This is a genomic window from Bifidobacterium rousetti, assembly GCF_008698235.1.
Classification (GTDB): Bacteria; Actinomycetota; Actinomycetes; order Actinomycetales; family Bifidobacteriaceae; genus Bifidobacterium; species Bifidobacterium rousetti.
In genome coordinates this window covers 1-21,080 of the sequence record NZ_PEBH01000007.1, presented here as the reverse complement: position 1 = coordinate 21,080, position 21,080 = coordinate 1, and the positions used below count along the sequence as shown (strand labels likewise).

The 21,080-nt window shown below is 67.2% G+C and carries 17 protein-coding genes and 1 tRNA gene; 12 read left to right on the top strand and 6 right to left on the bottom strand.

Annotated elements, in window-relative coordinates:
• Positions 1-225 precede the first annotated feature (225 nt).
• Positions 226-1,167 (bottom strand): AEC family transporter, encoded by a 942-nt coding sequence (locus CSQ85_RS08020; RefSeq protein ID WP_150383633.1) that lies wholly within the window; start codon positions 1,165-1,167, stop codon positions 226-228.
• Positions 1,168-1,405: 238 nt separating this feature from the next.
• Here CSQ85_RS08020 and dapE point away from each other — a divergent pair, with 238 nt between their 5' ends.
• The 12 genes from dapE to rplA all read left to right on the top strand — a co-directional run bounded on the left by dapE (position 1,406) and on the right by rplA (position 14,272).
• Positions 1,406-2,716: a succinyl-diaminopimelate desuccinylase gene (gene dapE / locus CSQ85_RS08015; protein ID WP_150383632.1), complete on the top strand. Its 1,311-nt coding sequence runs from the start codon at positions 1,406-1,408 to the stop codon at positions 2,714-2,716.
• Positions 2,717-3,294: 578 nt separating this feature from the next.
• Positions 3,295-6,369 (top strand): Rne/Rng family ribonuclease, encoded by a 3,075-nt coding sequence (locus CSQ85_RS08010; protein ID WP_150383631.1) that lies wholly within the window; start codon positions 3,295-3,297, stop codon positions 6,367-6,369.
• A gap of 215 nt (positions 6,370-6,584) precedes the next feature.
• Positions 6,585-6,893 carry a 50S ribosomal protein L21 gene (gene rplU, locus CSQ85_RS08005; RefSeq protein WP_107041792.1) on the top strand — a complete coding sequence of 103 codons (309 nt, stop codon included), beginning with the start codon at positions 6,585-6,587 and terminating at the stop codon, positions 6,891-6,893.
• 40 nt (positions 6,894-6,933) lie between these two features.
• On the top strand, positions 6,934-7,182 hold the full coding sequence (rpmA, locus tag CSQ85_RS08000) for a 50S ribosomal protein L27 (protein ID WP_107041793.1): 249 nt from the start codon (positions 6,934-6,936) through the stop codon (positions 7,180-7,182).
• A gap of 67 nt (positions 7,183-7,249) precedes the next feature.
• The gene (gene obgE, locus CSQ85_RS07995) at positions 7,250-8,959 is read left to right on the top strand and encodes a GTPase ObgE (RefSeq protein WP_150383630.1); all 1,710 of its coding nucleotides are present in this window, start codon (positions 7,250-7,252) and stop codon (positions 8,957-8,959) included.
• Positions 8,960-9,000: 41 nt separating this feature from the next.
• A complete protein-coding gene (gene proB, locus CSQ85_RS07990) occupies positions 9,001-10,134 on the top strand; it encodes a glutamate 5-kinase (protein ID WP_107041795.1) in 1,134 nt (377 codons plus the stop codon).
• A gap of 63 nt (positions 10,135-10,197) precedes the next feature.
• Positions 10,198-11,406 (top strand): pyridoxal phosphate-dependent aminotransferase, encoded by a 1,209-nt coding sequence (locus CSQ85_RS07985; RefSeq protein ID WP_150383732.1) that lies wholly within the window; start codon positions 10,198-10,200, stop codon positions 11,404-11,406.
• A gap of 190 nt (positions 11,407-11,596) precedes the next feature.
• Positions 11,597-11,672: transfer RNA gene (locus tag CSQ85_RS07980), tRNA-Trp, on the top strand.
• A 34-nt stretch (positions 11,673-11,706) separates the two neighbouring features.
• On the top strand, positions 11,707-11,934 hold the full coding sequence (gene secE, locus CSQ85_RS07975; protein WP_107041797.1) for a preprotein translocase subunit SecE: 228 nt from the start codon (positions 11,707-11,709) through the stop codon (positions 11,932-11,934).
• A 42-nt stretch (positions 11,935-11,976) separates the two neighbouring features.
• Positions 11,977-12,858, top strand: a complete 882-nt coding sequence (nusG, locus tag CSQ85_RS07970; protein ID WP_150383629.1) for a transcription termination/antitermination protein NusG — start codon at positions 11,977-11,979, stop codon at positions 12,856-12,858.
• 274 nt (positions 12,859-13,132) lie between these two features.
• Positions 13,133-13,564 (top strand): 50S ribosomal protein L11, encoded by a 432-nt coding sequence (gene rplK / locus CSQ85_RS07965; protein WP_107041799.1) that lies wholly within the window; start codon positions 13,133-13,135, stop codon positions 13,562-13,564.
• A gap of 15 nt (positions 13,565-13,579) precedes the next feature.
• On the top strand, positions 13,580-14,272 hold the full coding sequence (gene rplA, locus CSQ85_RS07960) for a 50S ribosomal protein L1 (protein ID WP_107041800.1): 693 nt from the start codon (positions 13,580-13,582) through the stop codon (positions 14,270-14,272).
• Positions 14,273-14,367: 95 nt separating this feature from the next.
• Here rplA and CSQ85_RS07955 read toward each other — a convergent pair whose 3' ends face one another.
• The 5 genes from CSQ85_RS07955 to CSQ85_RS07935 all read right to left on the bottom strand — a co-directional run bounded on the left by CSQ85_RS07955 (position 14,368) and on the right by CSQ85_RS07935 (position 20,755).
• Positions 14,368-15,168: a PucR family transcriptional regulator gene (locus CSQ85_RS07955; RefSeq protein WP_449495016.1), complete on the bottom strand. Its 801-nt coding sequence runs from the start codon at positions 15,166-15,168 to the stop codon at positions 14,368-14,370.
• Positions 15,169-15,375: 207 nt separating this feature from the next.
• Complete coding sequence (locus CSQ85_RS07950) at positions 15,376-16,524, bottom strand: hypothetical protein (RefSeq protein ID WP_150383627.1); 1,149 nt, start codon at positions 16,522-16,524, stop codon at positions 15,376-15,378.
• Positions 16,524-17,219 carry an ATP-binding cassette domain-containing protein gene (locus CSQ85_RS07945; protein WP_150383626.1) on the bottom strand — a complete coding sequence of 232 codons (696 nt, stop codon included), beginning with the start codon at positions 17,217-17,219 and terminating at the stop codon, positions 16,524-16,526. Before CSQ85_RS07945 ends, CSQ85_RS07950 begins: the two co-directional genes overlap by 1 nt.
• Before the next feature lie 6 nt (positions 17,220-17,225).
• Positions 17,226-18,389 carry a hypothetical protein gene (locus CSQ85_RS07940; RefSeq protein ID WP_150383625.1) on the bottom strand — a complete coding sequence of 388 codons (1,164 nt, stop codon included), beginning with the start codon at positions 18,387-18,389 and terminating at the stop codon, positions 17,226-17,228.
• 119 nt (positions 18,390-18,508) lie between these two features.
• Positions 18,509-20,755 (bottom strand): DUF6020 family protein, encoded by a 2,247-nt coding sequence (locus CSQ85_RS07935; protein WP_223846911.1) that lies wholly within the window; start codon positions 20,753-20,755, stop codon positions 18,509-18,511.
• Positions 20,756-21,080: the final 325 nt, after the last annotated feature.

Sequence of the window (21,080 nt, the reverse complement as noted above, 5' to 3'; positions counted from 1 at the left end):
AATTTGTTGCGCTTACTCGCAGTCAGCGCAACAAATTCAGGAAGTCGGGGATGATTTCGGGAAATTGTTGCGCCGAATCCTCGTTTCGAAGGCTCAGGGCGACCTCAGCTCAGTTCACCTCGTCTCAGCTCGTCTCAGCTCAGGGTGACCTCGCCTCAGCTCGCCTCAGCTCGCCTCAGCTCACCTCAGCCCAGTCCACCTCGTCTCACCTCACCTCAGCTCACTTCAGCTCAGCAGGAACGCGATGATCGCGATGAACACTGGGCTCGTCATCGTCGAGATGAGGATGCCGTCGCGCGCGAACGTCAATCCTACGTTGTAGCGGGCCGCGTAGTTGTACACGTTCTGACCGGTCGGGAGCGCCGCGAGCACCACGCACGCGTACAGCTCCGGGCCGCGGAATCCCATCATGAAGTAGGCGAGCAGGAACGCGATGACCGGCATCACGATGTTCTTGAGGATCGCGACCGTGAAGATCGCCGGACGATCGCCCTTCTGCTGCAGCGGCTTCGTGCCGTGCAGCGACATGCCGAACGCCATGAGGATCATCGGGACGGCCGACTCGCCGATCATGTTGATCGGGTCGTACAGGTAGTTCGGGATGAACCATCCGGTCTTCGCGTTCACCGCCGACAGCGCGATGCCCAGCAGCGAGCCGATGAGCAGCGGCTGATGCAGCGGCTGCTTCGCGATCTCCTTGACGGACACCTTGCCCTTGGTGAACACGTCCAGCGAGGTCAGGCCGATCGGCGTGAACAGCGCCTGTTGCATCACCAGGATCGGGGCGACCAGCGCGCCGTTGCCGAGGATGTACGTGGCGATCGGCAGACCGATGTTGTTCGAGTTCAGATACAGCGAGTTGAGCGCGCCGATCGTCGCGTCGGCCGCGTTCATGTGGAAGAACATGCGGTTGAGCACGAGGAACACCACGCCGACGAGCATCGCGGACAGGAACGCGACGATGATCGACGGGTGGAAGATGTCGAAGATCGGCTCCTTGGAGAGGATCGCGAACATCAGGCACGGACTCGACACGAAGAACGAGAACCGGTTCAGCACCATCTGCGCGCTCGGCCCGCCGATGCGCATACGCGCCGCGATATACCCCACGAAGATGACGATGCCGATGACGCAGAATCCCTGCATCGCGCTCAATAGACCTGGCATGTTCCTCCCTTTCGGCTTCCCATACTCGCACATCGCCATGCATTCGTCCGTGGTATCTCACTGACCGGTCCTCGAACGCATCCGTGGACGCCTTCCGCGAGCCGGACGCTCCCGCTCGCGTCCGTGCGATTCCCGTCCGATCCCGTGCGATTCCCGTGCGATGCCTCCCGCCCGGTCGTCGGCCCGACGAATGGGCACCCGACCCCGGCGCCGGCGCGTCCCCGCTAGAATCGCGGCTATGACGAACGACACGAACACCACGACCGATAAGACCGCCGATAAGGCCGCCGGTCAGGCCGCCGACCCGAAGGCCGCCCTCGCGCGCGACACCGCCACCCCCATCACCCTCGACTCCGACGCCCCCCGCGACGAGGCCCTCGCGACGATCCTCGCCCAGATCATGAACGCCTATTCGGTGAGCGACTACGAGACCGCGCTCGCCGACGAGATCGAACGGTTCCTGAATAAGCAGCCCCACCTGACCGTCCGACGCCACGGCGACACCGTCGTCGCCTCCACCGACTTCGGCCGACCCACGCGCGTGATCCTCGCCGGGCACATCGACGTCGTCCCGGTCATCGACAACTTCCCGCCGCGATGGCTGGAACCCGGCGATCCGCTCATCCGCGCGGATGTCGCCCAGGCGCATCCGGGCGAGCGCATCCTGTGGGGGCGCGGCACGACCGACATGAAGGCGTCCGACGCGGTGATGCTCTACCTCGCCGCCACGCTCGACGGCTCGACCCCGGACGGCACGCCCAACGCCGACCTCACCTATGTCTTCTATGACCACGAGGAGGTCGCCGCCGAGAAGAACGGCTTGAGGAAGGTCGTCGAGACCCACCCCGACTGGATCCAAGGTGATTTCGCGATCATCGGCGAGCCGACCAACTGCGGCATCGAGGGCGGCTGCAACGGCACGATCCGCTTCGACGTGATCACGCACGGCGTCGCCGCCCACTCGGCGCGCGCGTGGATGGGCGTCAACGCGATCCACAAGGCTGCCGACATCCTGGGCCGGCTCAACGCCTACGAGCCGGCCGACGTCGAGGTGGACGGCCTGACCTACCGTGAGGGCCTCAACGCCACGCTGATCTCCGGCGGCAAGGGCACGAACGTCATCCCCGACGAGTGCCGCGTGCACGTCAACTACCGGTTCGCACCCGACAAGTCACTCGCCGAGGCCAAGGCCCTGATGATGGGCGCCGACGCGGGCGCCGAACTCGGCAACGGCGAGCACACCGCCACCGGCGGCGTCTTCGAGGGGTACGGCATCGAGATGAAGGACGAATCGCCCTCCGCCCGCCCCGGCATGGACGCGCCGATGGCCGTCTCCCTCGCGCGTCTCGTCCGTGAGCGCACCGGCCGTGAGCCGCTCGCCAAGCTCGGCTGGACCGACGTCGCCCGGTTCGCGCAGCTCGGCATCCCGGCCGTCAACCTCGGCGCCGGCGACCCGCTGCTCGCCCACAAGCACGACGAGCAGCTGCCCGCCTCCGACCTGACCCTCCTCGCCGACATCCTGGGGGAGTGGCTCTCGTCCCGCGACTGAACCGGTGTCGCCGACTGAGTGCCGGTGGCGGGCGCCGGGGATGTCACGGCTGACACGCCGTACGCATCCCGTGGTCATACGGCACGATGCCACAAGGAACGTACGCTGACATCGCCGTAGCGTACGCTCCCCGTGACTTGGGGGCCGATCTCACCCGTATTCGTACGTTGCCGCGACGCAGGCGTACGAATACGGGTGAGACTCGTGCGCTAGCCCCGTTCCCCGTACGCTGGCGCGTCCTCAGCGTACGAGGTCCGTGGTAAGTCATGTGATGGCCCCGTTCCCCGTACGCCGATCGGCCCGGGAACTGGCGATCCTCGGACCCGGCGTACGTTGCCCGTGGCGATGCCGGGGAAAAGTTGTGGCATACTTGAACATGGCGGTTCTGCAAACCGCCGACGTGCCAGATGGCGTCGATCCCCTCGCAGCTGGGCCCAGGGGCCCGCACGAGCGCCGGTGTCCGCCGTCCGAGCCGCACAGACTTTGACTGGAATTGCTTCTGCGGGCGCAATCGATGCGCGGCCACGGTGAGAGCGTGGTGTGAGAGCCGTAGGGGCCTTATATATAGGTCCGGTGTGATGCAGCACGCCGGAACGAGGAGCATCGTGCCCGCTGTGAACAACAATGGGGTCGACGACGTCGACGCCCAGAATCCCACCGTATCCAACGCCGATAACGTCGATAACACTGAGAACACCGGTAATGCGGATCAGTCCGGCATCGCCGACGCCGCGCCTTCCGCGGCCGGAGCGGACCCGTCTGACGCCGCCCCGGCGCCCGCCGCTCCGACCCGTCGTCGCCGTGGCGGCCGTCGCGTCGTGCGCGGCGCCGGTGCCGCCGGAGTGTCGCTCGAACTGAAGGTCGAGGACCATTCCGCGCCGATATTCGAGGAGCCGAAGCTGTCCGCCGTTGCCGACTCCGATTCCGCGGCCGGTTCCGATGACGACGACTCCGCGGCCCGCCGCCATCGTCGCCAGACCAATGACGATTCCCGTGACGGCGCCTCCGCCAGCGGTCCCGCCGGCGATCGCGACGACGAGTCCCCGCGCCGCTCGCGCCGCCGCGTCGCGTCCGCGTTCGACGACGATTTCGACGATGCCGACGACGATCGTCCGGTACGCCGTCGCCGTCGCTCCCGCCGTGACATCGACGACGATTTCGACGCCGACGACCGTTCCGCCCGTCGTTCCCGCCGTCGGGCCCCCGCGCGCGACGACCGTGACGATCATGACGACATCGAGCGTGCCGAGGAGCTGCTCGACGACCTGCCGTTCCATGACCGTCGCGACCGTGACGACGACGCCGACGACATCGACGAGCGTTTCGACCGTTCCCCGCGCGCGGGCCGCCGATCCCGTCCGATGACCTCGCTGCTGTTCCAGGAGCCGGTCATCCCCGCCGGCCGTTCCCTGCGCGGCGATGACGACGACATCGACGTGATCGACATCCACGCCGACGGTGACGCGCAGGACTCCTCCGATGACGACGCCGACGCGCGCGTCGACGCCGAGAACACGGGCGACACCCGTCGTTCCCGCCGCACGCGTTCCCGCAACCGTGCCGACCGGACCGATCAGGAGTCCCGGACCTCGCGCGCCAAGGCGCCTGTCAAGTCCGATTCCGACGCAACGGCCCAGGAAGATCGCACCGCCGGCTCCCCCTCCGAAGAGGACCAGCAGGAGGACGGCTCCCGTTCCCGCCGCGGCCGCAACCGCCGCCTGAATGCGCAGGAGCGTCGCGCCGCCGCCGAGGTCGAGCAGATCGAGGAGGACCTCGAGCTGGACGACATCTCCTACCGCCCGATCATGGACGAGGAACCCGAGGGACGCGGCCGCGACGACGAGTCGGCCGAGGAGGAGCCGCGCACCCGTACCCGTCGCCGTCGCCGTTCCCGCGGACGTTCCGACGCCGCCGTCGAGCGCGACGATCGTGACGAGCGCGCGGACCGTGACGACCGTGACGACGAGCCGGTCGAGGAAGAGACCGTCACCCGCACGCGCCGTCGCCGCCGCCGCGGCAAGTCGCAGGACGACGAGCAGATCATCTCCCGCCGCTCCCGCAAGCAGCAGTACATCGATGAGATCACCGACGTGGAGGGTTCGACCCGACTCGAGGCCAAGAAGCAGCGCCGCCGCGACAACCGTCGCGAGCGCTCCCGCCAGTCGCAGCTCATGGAGCAGGACTTCCTCGCGCGCCGCGAGAACGTCGAGCGTCTGATGGTGGTGCGTGAGAAGGAGAAGCACACCCAGATCTCCGTGGTCGAGGACAACGTGCTGGTCGAGCACTACGTCTCCGACATCCAGGAGGTGCAGACGGTCGGCAACGTGTACCTCGGCCGCGTGCAGAACGTGCTGCCGAGCATGGAGGCCGCCTTCGTCGACATCGGTCAGGCCCGCAACGGCGTGCTGTACGCCGGCGAGGTCAACTGGGACGCCGCCCGTCTCGAGGGCCAGCCGCGCCGCATCGAGCTCGCGTTCAAGTCCGGCGACCCGGTCCTCGTGCAGGTCACCAAGGACCCGATTGGCCACAAGGGCGCCCGACTCACCTCGCAGGTCACCCTGGCCGGCCGATTCCTCGTGCTCGTGCCGTCCGGCGGCATGACCGGCGTGAGCCGCAAGCTGCCGGAGCGCAAGCGCGCGCGTCTGAAGAACATCGTCGCGAAGATCGCGCCGAAGGACATGGGCGTGATCATCCGCACCGCGGCCGAGGGCGCCAGCGAGGACGCGATCGTCAAGGACCTCGAGAGCCTCGTGCGCCAGTGGAACCGCATCAACGCCAAGCGCGAGGAGTTCTGGCACGGCAAGCGCCCGAAGCTCCTGCAGGGCGAGCCGGACGTGGCGATCCGCGTGGTGCGCGACATCTTCAACGACGACTTCGGCAAGCTGATCGTCGAGGGAGACAAGGTCTACGAGCGCATCGAGGAGTACCTCGAGACGATGGCACCGGACCTCAAGGACAAGCTCGTCAAGTGGGATCCGGCCGAGCACGAAGGCAAGGACGTGTTCGACAAGTGGCAGATCGACTCCCAGCTGCGCAAGGGCATGGAGCGTCAGGTCTATCTGCCCTCCGGCGGCTCGATCGTCATCGACCGCACCGAGGCCATGACCACGATCGACGTGAACACCGGCCGTTTCATCGGCCGCGGCAAGTCGCTCGAGGAGACGGTTACCCGGTGCAACCTCGAGGCGAGCGAGGAGATCGCGCGTCAGCTGCGTCTGCGCGACATCGGCGGCATGATCATGATCGACTACGTCGACATGGTGATGCCCGCCAACCGCGACCTCGTGCTGCGCCGACTTGTCGAGTGCCTGGCCCGCGACCGCACCAAGCACCAGGTGGCGGAGGTCACCTCGCTCGGCCTCGTGCAGATGACGCGCAAGCGCATCGGCCAGGGCCTGGTCGAGGCGTTCTCCGAGGAGTGCCCGACCTGCAAGGGCCGCGGCTTCATCCTGCACGACAAGCCGATCGTCAACGCCGAGTACGATGACCCGTACGCATTGCGCGGCGGCGACCCGTTCGTGCGCACGAACAAGCACGGACGCGGCACCACCCCCGCGCCGGAGCCGGCCGGCTCCCGTCCGGACGTCAAGGCGAAGCTCGCGCAGATCGCCGCTGCCGCGGTCGCCGCAAACAACGCGGAGATCGACGGCTGAATCGGGAATCGCCCGGTGTGCATGCCGTGCGCGGACTCGGTGGAGTCCGCGCGTATACCACGGCATGCGCCGAACCGGCGTGAGTGACACGCGGACGAAACGCGGTTGCGTTAGTCCGCGTGTGAGTGTAAGTTAGATGGCTGGTGTCTGACCGCGAGCTCGGCGTATCCGAGAGCGTCAGGCAATAAGCTTTCCCAAGTATAAAAGGAACGAATATGTACGCGATTGTGAAGGCCGGTGGCCATCAGGAAAAGGTCGAGGTCGGCGACGTCATCCTCGTCAACCGTCTCGACGCCAAGCAGGGCGATACCGTGGAACTCCCGGTCGCGCTCGTGGTCGACGGCGCCAACGTCACCCTGTCCGCCGCTGATCTCGCCAAGGTCTCCGTCAAGGCCGAGGTCGTGAACGACGAGGCCAAGGGCCCGAAGATCAACATCCAGAAGTTCAAGAACAAGACCGGTGTCGCCCGTCGCAAGGGCCACCGTCAGAAGCTGACCGCCGTCAAGGTCACGGCGATCGCCTGATTTTTCCGTCAAAGCTTAGACTGACTGAAAGGAACCGATCATGGCACATAAGAAGGGCGCGTCCAGCTCGCGCAACGGTCGCGATTCGCAGCCTCAATACCTCGGCGTGAAGAAGTTCGGCGGCGAGGCCGTCGTCGCCGGCAACATCATCGTCCGCCAGCGTGGCACCAACTTCCACCCGGGCCACAACGTCGGCATGGGCAAGGATCACACCCTGTTCGCCCTCGCTGATGGCTCCGTGAAGTTCGGCACCCGTCGTGACCGCAAGGTCGTCGACGTCGTCGCCTGAGAGTAGCGATAGCGAAAAGCCGCGCCCCAAAGGACGCGGCTTTTTTGTTACACAGATAAGGGACAACATGAGTGATTTTGTGGATCGTGTGACCGTCCACGTCAAGGGCGGCGACGGCGGCAACGGATCCGCCGGCATCCGCCGCGAGAAGTACAAGCCGCTCGCCGGCCCGAACGGCGGCAACGGCGGTGACGGCGGCTCCGTCGTCTTCGTGGCCGACCGGAACGCCACCAGCCTGCTGGACTACCGATTCATGCCCCATCGCACGGCCGCCAGCGGCACGATGGGTCTGGGCGACAACAAGGACGGCTCCAAGGGCGAGGACCTGATCCTTCCCGTGCCGTGCGGCACCATCGTCTTCGCCGCGAAGGGCCCGCAGGGCCAGGCCAAGCGTCCCGGCGAGGAGCTGGCCGATCTGCGTCACGAGGGCGACCGCTTCGTGGCGGCCGCGGGCGGCGCCGGCGGTCTCGGCAACATCGCGCTGGCGAACCGCACCCGTCGCGCCCCCGGCTTCGCCCTGCTCGGCGAGCTCGGCGAGGAGCGCGACGTGATCCTCGAGTTGAAGTCGATCGCCGACGTCGCGCTGGTGGGCTTCCCGTCCGCCGGCAAGTCGAGCCTGATCGCCGCGATGAGCGCCGCCAAGCCGAAGATCGCCGATTACCCGTTCACGACGCTCGTGCCGAACCTCGGCGTCGTCATGGCCGGCGACCGCCGCTACACGATCGCCGACGTGCCGGGCCTGATCCCGGGCGCCAGCCAGGGCAAGGGCCTGGGCCTCGAGTTCCTGCGCCACATCGAGCGCACCGAGATCATCGCGCACGTCATCGATTGCGCGACGATCGAGCCGGGCCGCGACCCGATGAGCGACTACGAGGCGCTCGAGCACGAGCTCGCCGAATACGCGGGTTCGCTCGACCTGCCGCTCGGCGCGATCCCGATCCCGGAGCGCCCGCGCATCATCATCCTCAACAAGGTCGATGTGCCGGAGGCCAAGGAGCTCGCCGAGTTCGTCAAGCCGGAGTTCGAGAAGCGCGGCATGCGCGTGTTCATCATCTCCACCGCCTCCCACGAGGGCCTGAAGGAGCTCAACTTCGCGCTGGCCGATCTGGTCGGCCAGATGCGCGAGGAGGTCGCCCGTCGCGAGGCCGCCGAGGAGGAGGCCCGCGTCGTCATCAAGCCGCTCGAGCAGAAGGGCCGTCGCCGCCGCGTCGCCGACGAGGCGGGCACCTCGCTCGACTTCACGATCGAGCGCAGGGAGAACGGCAACGGCGACGTCTGGTTCGAGATCATCGGACGCAAGCCCGAACGCTGGGTGCAACAGACCAACTTCGACAACGACGAGGCCGTCGGCTATCTGGCCGACCGTCTGGCCAAGCTGGGCGTCGAGGACGAGCTACGCCGTAAGGGCGCCAAGCCGGGCGACGAGATCCGCATCGGCCGGGGCGACCGCGCGGTCGAGTTCGACTGGGATCCGACGATCATGGCCGGCGGCGAGCTGCTCGACGGCACGCCGATCGGCGCCCGCGGCACCGACCTGCGTCTCGAGGCCGACGCGCCGGGCGCGCGTCGACGCACCAACGCCGAACGCCGTCGCGAATACTACGCGATGATGGACGCGAAGGCGGCCGTCCGCGAGGCGATGATGGCCGAACGCAAGGCCGGCCACTGGGCCGACCCGTCCATCGACGACGACCGCCACGACGAGAACAGCCTCTTCGGCCGCGGCGAGGGGTCCGACGGGGCCGCCACCGGCGACTCCGGCGAAGGTCGGGAGTAGACTCCCGACCACAAGAAGTCTCCCGACCACAAGGAGGGAACATGTCCACACCATCGCAGGCCGAGATCCGTCGGCGTATCGCCGAGGCCGAGACCGTCGTCGTCAAGGTGGGTTCCAGTTCGCTGACCAGCCCGAACGGCCACCTCGACGCCACGCGCCTCAACGCGCTGGTCGCCGCGCTGTCCGAGGCTCACCGGCAGGGCGCGCGCGTCGTGCTCGTCTCCTCGGGCGCCATCGCGGCGGGCTTCGGCCCGCTCGGCTTCGACGAGCGTCCGACGGACGTGGCCACGCAGCAGGCCGCCGCGGCCGTCGGCCAGGGCCTGCTGATGGCGCAGTACGAGGCGGCGTTCGGCCGGTTCGGCGTGCATGTGGGGCAGATCCTCATCACCGCGGAGGACACGATCCGCGCCACCCAGTACCGCAACGTGCAGCGCACGCTCGACCGTCTGCTCGATCTGGGCGTCGTCCCGATCGTCAACGAGAACGACTCCCTCGCCTCCAACGAGATCCGATTCGGCGACAACGACCGGCTCTCCGCGCTCGTCGCCAACCTCGTGCGGGCCGACGCGCTCGTGCTGCTGACCGACGTGGACGGCCTGTACACCGCCCCGCCGTCGCAGCCGGGCGCGCGACGCATCGGATACGTGCCGAACGTCGTGGACGCGCTCGGCGAGGTCAAGGTCGGCGGCACCGGCTCGAAGGTCGGCACCGGCGGCATGGTCACGAAGCTGGAGGCGGCGCGCGTGGCGGCCGTCTCCGGCATCCCCACGGTCCTCACCTGTGCCGGCAACGCCGGTCCCGCGCTGATGGGCGATCCGGTGGGCACCGCGTTCGCCCCGGTCAAGCACCGCGGCTCCACGCGACGGCTGTGGATCGGCTTCGCGGCCGAACCGCGCGGTACGATCATCGTCGACTCCGGCGCGGCCAAGGCCGTGCGGGGAGGCAGGGCGTCCCTGCTCGCCGCCGGCGCGCTCGAGGTGCGCGGCGCCTTCTCCGCCGGCGACCCGGTGTGGATCGACTCAGACGACGGCGCTCATCTGGCGCGCGGTCTGGCCGGCTACGACTCCGAGGAGATCGAGCGGATGCTCGGGCGCAACACCGCCCAGTTGAAGCGCATCCTCGGCCCCGAATACACCCACCCCCTCGTCCACCGCGACAACCTCGTCCTGGTCTAGCGGCTGGTCTAGCGGCCGCTCTGGCGCTTCTCGCGCGCCCGGATTATCCTTGAAGCCATGACTATGGCTCAATGGCAGACTCTTTCCGACCGTATCAACCATGTGACCCCGAGCGCCACGCTTGCCGTCGATTCCAAGGCGAAGGCCATGAGGGCCGCCGGACTCGACGTCATCGGCTTCGGCGCCGGCGAACCCAACTTCCCGACCCCGGACTACGTCGTCGACGCCGCCGCTGCCGCCTGCCGCGACCCGAGGAACTACAAGTACACGCCGACCCCGGGCCTGCCCGAGCTGCGCCGCGCGATCGCCGACAAGACCCTGCGCGACTCCGGCTTCGAGGTCACCCCGGAGCAGGTCGTCGTCACCAACGGCGGCAAGCAGGCCGTCTACTCGACGTTCCAGATCCTGCTCGACGAAGGCGACGAGGTCATCATCCCCACCCCGTACTGGACCAGCTACCCGGAGGCCGTCAAGCTCGCCGGTGGCACGCCGGTCGAGGTGTTCGCCGGCGCCGAGCGCGACTTCGAGCCCGATCTCGCCGCGATCGAGGCCGCCCGCACCGAGCGCACGAAGGCGATCATCGTCACCTCCCCGAACAACCCGACCGGCGCCGTGTGGAGCGCCGAGACGATCGAGGGCATCGCGAAGTGGGCGATCGAGCACCATGTGTGGGTCATCACCGACGAGATCTACGAGCATCTCAACTACGACGACGCGCACACCACGTACATCGGCGCCGCGGTGCCCGAGGTGCGCGACCAGCTCATCATCCTCAACGGCGTCGCCAAGACCTATGCGATGCCGGGCTGGCGCGTCGGCTGGCTGATCGCCCCCGAGTCGGTCGCCAAGGCCGCCGCCAAGCTGCAGGGCCACATGACCTCGAACGTCGCCAACGTGTCCCAGCGCGCCGCCATCGCGGCCGTCTCCGGCCCGCTCGACGAGGTGTACCGCATGCGCGAGGCGTTCGACGTGCGACGCAGGGCGATCGTCGCCGCGCTGAACGACATCGAGGGTGTGCACTGCCCGACCCCGACCGGCGCGTTCTACGCGTTCGCCGACATCCGCGAGCTGCTCGGCAAACCGCTCGGCCCCAACGGCACCGTGTCCGCGACGTCGGCCGACTTCGCCGCCGCGCTGCTTGACGAGGCGCACGTCGCCGCCGTCCCCGGCGAGGCGTTCGGCGCCCCCGGATACCTGCGGTTCTCCTACGCGCTGGCCGACGACCAGCTCGCCGAAGGCATGAAGCGCATGAAGGCGTACGTTGAGGCGTGATTCGTCTCCAGATCGTCTGAACCGCCCAAAACGTTGGTATCAAGCCAATTTCGGTATGAATCGCGTGTCGCGCCACGCCGTGCGACACGCGATTTGTGTAATCGGAAGTCATTCGCTAATATACCGACTTGGCGGTTTTCGCCGTGGCGAAGCGTTCTTCGAGAACGTGAAACCGAGGTGAAGTTCACCTAGGGAAGTGGCGCAATTGGTAGCGCAACGGTCTCCAAAACCGTAGGTTGTGGGTTCGAGTCCCGCCTTCCCTGCCAAGTTTCTGACGAATACCCCAAGCGAAGGATGGATATGGCGAAGGCTAGCAAGAGCGAAAAGGCCATTAAGCCGAATGTCTTCATGCGCATCGGTCTGTTCATCAAGCAGATCATCGACGAGCTTCGCAAGGTTGTTACCCCTACCGCCAAGGAACTGTTCTTCTGGTCCCTTGCCGTGTTCATCTTCGTGCTGCTGCTGATGGCCTTGGTCACCGGCATGGACTTCGGCCTGGGCAAGGCCACGCTGTGGGTGTTCGGCTGATCCTCCAGTAACGACCCCTAGTACACCCGAAGGTGAAAACGCATGAGCGATGAAGTGAATTTCGATAGCATCGACGCGATGCCCGACCTGCCGGAGAACGAGCCGGCTGACGTTCCGGCCGCCCCTGCTGCCGAGGAGACCGCTTCGGTTGCGGACTCCGCCGAGGGCGATTCCTCCGTCGATACCGAGGCCCCGTCTGCTGCGGACGTGCCCGTCGCCTCCGTCGATTCCTCCTCCGAGCCCGCTGTTTCGCTTGACGACGACGAGGAGACCGAAACCAACGAGTCCGAGCAGGCCGAGGCCACCGATGCCGGTCAGGCCGCCATCGACGCGTTCTCCGCGTCCCTGCGCACCCTCGAGGGCAAGTGGTACGTGCTGCACACCTACTCCGGCTACGAGAAGCGTGTGAAGACCAACGTCGAATCCCGCATCCAGTCCTTCGGCCTCGAAGACAAGATCTTCCAGATCGAAGTGCCGATGGAGGAGGTCGAGAAGCACACCGAGAAGGGCAAGAAGGTCATCACCCGCGTGCGTGTGCCCGGTTACGTGCTCATCCGCATGTGGCCCGACGAGAACGCCCGCCGCATCGTGCGCGAGACCGAAGGCGTCACCGGCTTCGTCGGCCCCACCAAGGACCCGGCGCCGCTCTCCCGCAAGGAGGTCGTCGCGATGATGGCCCCGATGATCGCCTCCGAGGCGCTCAAGAAGGCCGGAGACAAGCCCGCCGCCGCCAAGAAGCGCACCGTCGAGGTCTCCTACGCCGTGGGCGATCAGGTCACCGTCACCGACGGCCCCTTCGCCACGATGGCCGCCGTCGTCTCCGACGTCGAGCCGACCACGCAGAAGCTCACCGTGCTCGTGTCCATCTTCGGCCGCGATACGCCGGTGGAGCTTGGCTTCGATCAGGTCGAGAAGCTCGACTGACATCTTGTAAGATCCCGCACATGGCGTGCGGGATCTTTTCGTTTGTCGGCGTGTCGGTCGTCGGGCTTCGGTGGCAGAATTAGAAAGTTCGTGTCTGGAGGGGAGACCCGCTAGCACAGCACAGCAATATAAGTTGCGGGAGGAGACCGCGCAGGGCCTTTGACGGCGTCCGTGTTCGAACGGTTTGAAACAGTTCAGAACAGTTCGCGACGCATAAGTCGGGGGTCGGGTGCGGCGACCGATAGCACCGCGTTATAGAAAGAAGAACCATAACATGGCTCCCAAGAAGAAAGTCTCCGCGCTGATCAAGCTGCAGATTCAGGCTGGCAAGGCCAACCCGGCCCCGCCGCTGGGTCCTGCGCTCGGTTCGCACGGCGTCAACATCATGGACTTCTGCAAGGCGTACAACGCCCAGACGCAGGACAAGATGGGCCAGGTGATCCCGGTTGAGATCACCGTGTACGAAGACCGTTCCTTCACCTTCGTCCTCAAGACCCCGCCGGCAGCGGCTCTCCTGAAGAAGGCCGCCGGCATCGAGAAGGGCACCGAGAACCCGCTGACCCACAAGGTCGGCTCCGTCACCAAGGCTCAGGTCCGCGAAATCGCCGAGACGAAGATGGCTGACCTGTCCGCTCGTGATATCGAAGCTGGCATGAAGATCATCGAAGGTACCGCCCGTTCCATGGGCATCACGGTGACCGACTGATAAGGAGAAGGACAGATGGCTAAGCATTCCAAGAAGTACCGCGAAGCGGCTGAGAAGGTCGATCGCAACAACCTGTACACCCCCGATCAGGCCATCGCGCTGCTCAAGAGCATGCCGACCCGCAACTTCGACGAGACCGTCGAAGCCGTGCTGCGCCTGAACGTGGATCCGCGCAAGGCCGACCAGCTGGTCCGCGGCACCGTCAGCCTGCCGAACGGCACCGGTAAGACCGTCAAGGTCCTGGTGTTCGCCCGTGGCCCGCAGGCCACCGCCGCCCAGGAAGCCGGCGCCGACATCGTCGGTGACGACGACCTGATCGCCAAGGTGCAGGATGGCTTCCTCGACTTCGACTCCGTCGTCGCCACCCCGGACATGATGGGCAAGGTCGGCCGTCTCGGCCGTGTGCTCGGTCCGCGTGGCCTCATGCCGAACCCGAAGACCGGCACCGTCACCATGGACGTCGCCAAGGCCGTCAAGGACATCAAGGGCGGTAAGATCGAGTTCCGTGTCGACAAGCACGGCAACCTCTCCTTCCTGATCGGCAAGGCCTCCTTCGAGGAGAAGGCTCTGGACGAGAACTTCCACGCCGTGGCCGAAGAGGTCAAGCGTCTCAAGCCGTCCACCGTCAAGGGCCGTTACGTCACCAAGGCCACCATCACCTCCACGATGGGCCCCGGCATCCCGGTCGACCCGGCCTCCATCGCCTGATTTCGATCAGTGATGTAGCCGTTGCCCGCAACGGATAGCGGATATACGAGAAAACCTGACGCTGAGCACCCCTCAGCGTCAGGTTTTCTCGTATATCACGCCGCGTGCATACGCCCCAGCGCGATGGCGGTGGTGAGGACGTAGGCCTCGCGCGGGTCGGTGGCGTCCCAGCCGGTGGAGTCAGCCGCGCGCTTGAGACGGTAGCGCACCGTGTTGGGATGCACGTTGAGCGCGCGCGCCGTGGTTTCGAGGGAGCCTCCGGAGGAGAGGAACGTCGAGACGGTGAGCATCGTCGGGTCGTCCGGATTGGTGCCGGCGAGCGATCCGTACACCACGTCGACCAGTTCGCGACGTGCGTCCGGGTCGCCGAGCAGCGCGCGTTCCGGCAGCGCGTCCTCCGCGCGCAACAGCGCGACGCCCCGTACGGGACGCGTCGTGCGTGCCCCGGTGACGCCGGTGCCGTCGATCGGTGAGCCGGCCGCCAATGCCGGTGCCGCCTGCAACGTAGTCAATGCCGCGCCCAGCGTCGCGACAGCGCCCGCAACGCCGTGACGCACAGGTCCCAGACAGAGTGGCGACCGCGCGCCGTCGGTCTGCTCACTCGTCGCAGTCACATTTCCGTTTGCGGCGTCATCCGGACTGTCCGCATCGTCGTCGACAACGTCGCCGCCGAACGCCGGGGACACCGCCGTGCACACGACCTCCGGTCTGACCGCGGCCTCGATGCGGATCACCGCCGCCACAACCCCATCACGCACGCCGCACACGGGCGATGATCCACCCAAGTCGATGACCGCCTTGTCGACCGCCTGCATCGTCGCGGCCGCGTTCACGGCGGGTCGTCCCGCGATCGCGAAACAGGCGAAATCGCCGTCCCAGCCCAGTACGCGCAGCATCGACGCCACACGATCGTCGGACAGGCCGTCGGTCAGCGATTCGAACGCGACCCGTGTCAGCAGCGTCCGTGCGTCGCCGGACCCACCGACCGCACCGGCGTCGTCGGAGGCGCTTCCGGAAACGGATTCGGAGACATGCGAGGTCAGCACATCGAGAAAGTCAGCCATACCTCTGTAGTGTAGTGACTTCCGCCCATCACCGGTTCATCACCGGTTCTTGAAGTACCGGAACAGCTGCCGCTCCCGAATTGTCGCCGCACGCGCCAACGCGCCGACGAACACCCCGACATACGCCGCCGCGGGCACGCGCAGCAGCGTGTCGGTGAGCACCATCGCGTCCGCATCGGTGTTCGCCAGCCACATCCACGCCAGCGCCGGCGTGCACATCGCGATCGCGATCAGTGCCCAGACCCCGGTCTCCACCAGCACGCCGGCGACCATCGCGGGTTTCGGCACCCCGCAGTGCAGCGCCGACGCGAGTTCCAGCCGCCGCAGATGCACCGCGATCCATCCGACCAGCAGCGCGACGACCCCCGCCACCAGCGGCGCCCATGCCGTGAGCCGCCCACGGTACGCCGCGATCGCGTCGAACGTGCGTCCCTGCGTCGTGTTGAGCTGCGCGACGGTCGGCCGTTCCTGTGTGGCCGATTCGTCGCCCATCGTGGTGACGCGCAGCAGCGATTCGAGGTTCTCGGGCACCGGCCACGCCTTGACCCAGCATTGGTCGAACGGTTCGTCGTCGGATGCGGGGACGGGCGTGATCGCCGCGTACGAGTAGCCGCTCTGCCGTCCGTCGTCCGGCCAGTCGTAGACACCGGCGACGTCGACCGTGCGATCGTCGCGCAACGTGACGCGGCCACCGGCGCGGACGCCGAGCGGTTTCGCCGCCTCCTGCGACAACCACACGCCGGAGAGTGCGGCGTCCGGTCGCACCGCGTCACGCGCGGCGGTGGTGCTGTTCGCGAACACGCCGGTCGCGCCGGTCGTCACCTCGTACGTCGGCACGCCCGTGGACGGCAGCGCCGCGAACGTGAGCTTGCCTGCCGTGCCGCGTACCGCCCCGGCCGCGATGACGCCGTCGAGCGAGACGAGGCGATCGCACGCCGCGCCGTCGATATGCCCGGTGTAGGTGATCGAGTACGTGGACCCGCCCGAGGCGACGAACGAGTCGGCCTGACGCTGGATCGCGGTGATCGACGCGAGATCGGCCGTGACGCACAGCATCATGAGACAGGCGAGCTTCACGGCCATCGCGCACGCGTGCGATGTGCCGGAGGCGAGGTTGCGCGCGGCCTCGTCGAGCACGCCGCGCAACCGCATGCGGTCGGGGCGCGGATGGCTGTTCGTCCCGGTCATCACCCGTCCACCTCCCCATGGTTGTCCGATCGATCGGTCGCCCGGTCATCCGACTGGAAATCGCCCAGATCGATCAGATCCGTGCACGCATCACGGGTGCGCGGATCGTGCGTGGCGACCACGACGATCGCCCCGCCCAACGACAGCGCGTGCAGACGCTCGTTGACCGTCGCCGCCGTATTGAGATCGAGCTGCGCCGTCGGCTCGTCGACCAGCATGAGATCGGCGCCGCTCGCCACTCCTCGGGCCAGCATGAGCCGCTGCGCCTCGCCGCCCGACAGGTCCCGGAACCGCTTGCCCGCCAACGCCGTCAGCCCGAACGCGTCCAGCAGCTCCATCGCATGCGCGCTCGCCTCCGCACGGCCCTCGCCGCGCGCGATGAACGGCAGCGCCACATGGTCGACGGCCGAGCGGCGCGCCACACCGTGCGGGTTCTGCAGCACCCAGTTCACACGCGAGCAGCCGATGCGCTCCACCGTGCCGTTCGTCGGCGTCACCCACCCGGCGATGATCGACAGCAGCGTCGACTTGCCCGATCCGGACGGACCGGTGAGCGCGTACACATGCTTCGGCAGCAGTGTCACCGTCAGATGGCGGAACAGCATGTCCTCGCCCGACGGATCGAACGTGTGCCCCACGTCGGTCAGTTCGACGCGCTTGCCCTGCATGGTGCCCTGATCGGCGATCCCCGTCATCGCGGATCACCCCCGGCACGCCGCGTCGGATGCGGGGGAGACATCCACCGAGGAGAACGAATCCACCCCGTCCGGCGCGACCATCGTTTTGCCGAGCTGCGAGGCGATGATCGTCACCGACGTCGGCTTGCCCGACACGGTCACGCACGCCTTGCCTCCCGACGCCCGATACAGCGACGACGGCGGCACGGTGACCGCCTCGATCGGCTGCGCCAGCCGCCACGTATACGACACCTGCACGGTGCCGCCCTCGCCGCCCGACACGCCCGATCCCGAGCCGCTGGCTCCGGTTCCGCCGCCAGCGCCCATCTGCCCCGATCCGCCTCCCAGACTCGCCAGACGATACTCGGTGCTGCCCGTGATCGCCGCCAGCACACCAGGATCGGTCAGCTCCGCGGTTCCGGCCGGGATCGGCACCGTCGTCGATCCGATCGTCAGCACACGATCGCCCGCGACGAGATCACCCGTAGCCGCCCCCGCAGGCAACGCCGCCTTCACCGGCGCCGCGCTCGTGACCAGCAGTTCCGCCCCCTGCGTGATCTGCCGTCCGACCGAAACCCGGCATTCGGCGACCGTCGCGCTCGCGGACGGCAGCCAGATGAAGAACGACGGGTCGATCGCCCAACCGCCCTCCTTGGTGATGCGTCGGGCACCCACGCTGTCGGCCAACTTGTTGTATGCGGTGATGGAGTTCCATGTGAACCAGTCGGAGTCCGGCGCCGCATAGCCGAGCGAGCGCAGCGCATCGTTCAACGCCCGCGCGTCGGGCCCCTTCGTGCCGCTGGTCAGCGTGCGGTACGGCGGCGTGCCGGTGTGCAACGCGAGCACCGGAATCGCGTCCACGCTGATCGGCGCGCCTCCCGAGGCGACGACGGCGTTCGTCGCGCAACGCGACGCCGTCACCGTGCCCGCCACCGGCGACATGATGGTCGAGGAGGTGCCGAGCGTCACCGTCAATTGCACGGAGCGCGCGTCGTCGAACCGCGACGCGGCGACCTTCATGCTGCCGGCTGGTTCGGAGGATTCCAATGATTGCGGGATGCGCGAACGGGTCAACAGGAATCCGGCGCCCAATCCCACCGACAGCAGCATCGCCGCCAGCAGCACGAACACCGATACGGTCACGCCCCCGCGCGCGTCCCCGCCGCGCGGCTTCCTCGTCCTGTGCATCGCGACCTCCCTCGCTCTCGTGCGCCTGATTCCAGACTATGGCGGGGCGCCGCGATGCGCGCGTCATCCCGTCATCCGCGGGATGACAGCGACGGGAGCGGGACGGGAGTGAGGAGGCCCTATCGGGATTGCCTCACCGATCCGGCGGTCGCGCCGGCCGATTGGGGTCGGAACCCCCGCGAATCGCGCCAGAACGTGAGCAGGAGGAAACCGAAGCAGAACGCGACGGGCAGCATGTGGCGCTCGAAGTTGTTCGCCGGGGCGGTGATCATCACACCCATGAGCAACAGCAGCGGCAGATGCCAGGCGAGCGCCCGCCAACGCCGCAGGATCACCTCGGCCGCGCCGATGAGCAGCGTCATGATCACGTAGAAGTTGCCGTGCGTGACCCAGCCGAGCACCGGGATCGCGCCCCACGAGTCGGCGAAGTTCGCCACCTGCGCGCGCCACTGGTGGTGGTAGTACTTGATCCACGTCGAATTGACCTGCACGTAGTCGCTGTCCACGTAGTAGCTCATCGACACGTACGGCTGGTCCGCGATGTCGAAGTACCCGTAGCATTTCGCCATCAGCGCGTCGATCGCGACGACCGGGTTCGCCTGGACGATCTCGAGCCACGCCTTGTTGAACCCGTCCATGTCCGACGGCTTGACCGAGCGCCACCGGTAGCTGACCTTTTTCGACTGGATGCCGGACGATTTGACCGGGTCCGCGTCCTGCGGGAAGTACGCGTCGGCCATCTGATCGAGGTTGAACACCGGGGCGAGCTGCTTCCGGGCCGATTCGGGGATCGAATCGGGGTCGCGCTGCGCCACGCGCGCGATCATCTGCAGCTGCACGCCGCGGCTCTCGATCGGGTCGCCCCCGATGATCGCCCCCGAGTTGATCGCCATCGTGATGCCGCCGTGGATGAGGATCGTCGGCAGCAGCAATGCGACTACGTACGTCGCCCAGCGTCGTCGGTCGGCGAGCAGTGCCAGCACGAACTCGAAGAGCAGCACGTACCACGCGTATTTCGCCGAGATCAGCATCACCGCGTTCGCCGCGGCGAACGCCGCGAACGTGCCGCGGGGGAGTTTGAGAACCCTGCCCTTCTTCCGTAACGTCTCGTCCAGTCCGATCGCGCGCCCGTGCGCCGCGGCCAGACGGTCGCCCGACGTCGCGTACAGCTCGTACCAGATGCCGAACGCCCACAGGAACGCGAATGCGAACAGCGGCGACTTGGTCAGCGAGATCGTCGAGAACACGGTCAGCGGGCAGATGAGGAAGAACAGCAGCACCGCCACGCGGACCGGCGCGTGCGCGGCCTGAGCCGGCAGCGCCGCGCGCATGCCGCGTTCCGGACAGTCGAACCGGCGGGGTACGAGCCGTTCCCCGCCGCGTTCAGGATGCGCGGGATCGGCGCGATCCGCGCGGGCCAGCCACGGCAGGTTCAGGAACCGGTGCATCGTCGCGGCCGTCACGCACGTCGCGAACAGGAACTGCGTCGCCGCGAGCGTGATCGTGCCCCAGTCGTTGGAACCGGTCAGATAGCGCGACGCCGCGAGCGTGGCGCCGTAGATCAGCGTCAGCACGATGTTGTGCTGGTCGGTCAGGTACGTCGGGTCCGCCGGCCACATGTAGTGCGCCGTCGGGTAGATGTCCATCGGAGCGAACGAGAAGAAGCCGATGTACGGCTGCTTCAGGCCGGTCCACTGGTTCCACGCCCAGCTGAACTCGCGCGCCTGGCTGCGCAGGTCCGCGCCGAACGCGGCGAACAGCGTCGTCGGCGCCCACAGCCAGCCGACGAGCAGGATCGCCGTGAGCTTCCAGCGTCTGTCCGTGACGCGCACGATCCAGCGCGCGAGGAACGTGCGCGCGTGTCGCGCGGCGGCGTGCGTCCGCCGCCATGCGCCGCGGACGATGCCGGGGATGCGGGCGGGGCGACGCCCGTCACCGGTGTCGGCGGTCGTGTCGATCCGCCTTCGCCGCCATGTCCGCGGCATCAGCCGTCGCGGCGTCGGCGTGCCGTCAGGATCGGTCGTCCAGCCGAACAATGGCTGGTGGCGCGCCTTGCGCACCAGGCCCGCGATGATGAGCAGGTAGACGACGAACGCGGCGATGCCGTAGCCCGCGTTCACCCATCCGAAGTTCGCGATCGACGAATCGGCCCAATACAGCGGGCCGACCGCCGTGCACCACGCCAGCCACAGGCACGCCGCCACCGCCAGCGCCCAACGCGCCGCGGCGCCGATACGGGCGATGCCGCCCGTCGTCGCAGTTGCCGTTGCTTTGGCTGCGGTCGGGGCCGGCGCGACGTCCGGTGACGGGGACGTGTCCGGCGTTGCGGTCAGGGCATGGGTATGCGGGATGGAGGCATCGGTCATGCCCGCCATTCTACTTGTTCGACTGTTCGTCACTTTCGGGTCACCCGCGCATCGCGTTCCCGGGTGTATCCTGAAACCAGAACAGCGATGACAGGCTGTTTGCGACACGCCGAGGGAACCGTGTGATTGCAACGGTTTCCGGTTTTGTTATGCCCTCGTGTTTGCCAAAACGCGGATGAGTGGCTATGGTTATCACTTGCTGCCGTTCGGTTGCGGAAAACTCCTGATGAAGTTTCTGTGGATCGAATGTGTGTGGTGGTTTGAGAACTCAAGAGTGTGTTTGTACTACTTCTTTATAGTCAATGATTGCCAGTCCGCTGCAGGC